The organism is Leisingera sp. ANG-M1 (genome assembly GCF_000813745.1).
GTDB lineage: Bacteria > Pseudomonadota > Alphaproteobacteria > Rhodobacterales > Rhodobacteraceae > Leisingera.
In genome coordinates this window covers 13,975-14,891 of the sequence record NZ_JWLC01000040.1, presented here as the reverse complement: position 1 = coordinate 14,891, position 917 = coordinate 13,975, and the positions used below count along the sequence as shown (strand labels likewise).

Annotated in this window: 2 protein-coding genes; both read left to right on the top strand. The window is 57.7% G+C overall.

Translation table 11 applies throughout. The features are described from left to right. Positions 1-376 (top strand): hypothetical protein (locus tag RA19_RS27270; RefSeq protein WP_206540306.1); only part of this gene is annotated, 376 nt, incomplete at its 5' end. After that, positions 369-917: ABC transporter ATP-binding protein (locus tag RA19_RS24845; protein WP_039168373.1), on the top strand; the 549-nt coding region annotated here is incomplete at its 3' end. The genes RA19_RS27270 and RA19_RS24845, both read left to right, overlap by 8 nt.

Sequence of the window (917 nt, the reverse complement as noted above, 5' to 3'; positions counted from 1 at the left end):
GGACTTGCAACGGTTCACATCAAAGAGATTGCAAAATTTTGTCCAGGTTTTCCGCGACTGCGGTGTGTCTCCCGCAATCTCTGCCCCCGAAGCCGCCCGGATCTGGACCCGCATGGAAGCAGCAGGAAAGCGCTGCAGCTTGGGATTGGACCATGGTATGAAATCCTTGTATCGGCAGGCGACCATGGCGTCTAGAAATGGTTTCTGTTTCACGGATTGGCAGGTCTTTGAAACCGCCGAGATCTTGTCTCTAGCGCACCCGGTCGGGCTTCGGCCTCGTCTGGTCTATCTTGACTTGACAGGAGCAGAATCGGCACGCCCGGCGTTGCTCGGCCATAAAGCCTTTGACCCCATGGAATGTCCTCTTCATGCCTAACCCCTTATTGAGCGTCCAAGATGTTTCCTTATCGTTCGGGCCGGTCCAGGCCGTTGACCGGGTATCTTTGGATTTGAACCCTGGTGAAGTACTCGCCCTTGTCGGAGCGAATGGCTCAGGCAAATCGACCCTGTTGTCGGTCATGCAGGGGGATCGCCTCCCGGATCGTGGTCAGGTTACCGCTTTTGGCAGCACGCCCAGGTCTGATCAGGTTCGGGGTCAATTCGGAATTGTCCTGCAAGACGTTGATTTTCCGGAACAGCTGAGCCCAGCAGAGCTCCTGGAGTTTGGTGCGGCCCATTTCCCGAACTCCGCAAGCGTCCGCGAAACCTTGCAGGCATTTGACCTGGAAGCATTGGCCAATCGACGCGTATACGGCTTTTCGCTCGGTCAGAAGCGCCGGGTTGCCCTTGCCCTGGCGTTTATCGGCCGTCCCAAAATCGTGTTCCTCGATGAGCCGACGGCCGGCTTGGATGCACAAGGGCGTGCGCTGGTGATGGAGCATGTGGCGCGGTTTCGGGCCAGCGGCGGGACTGTGGTT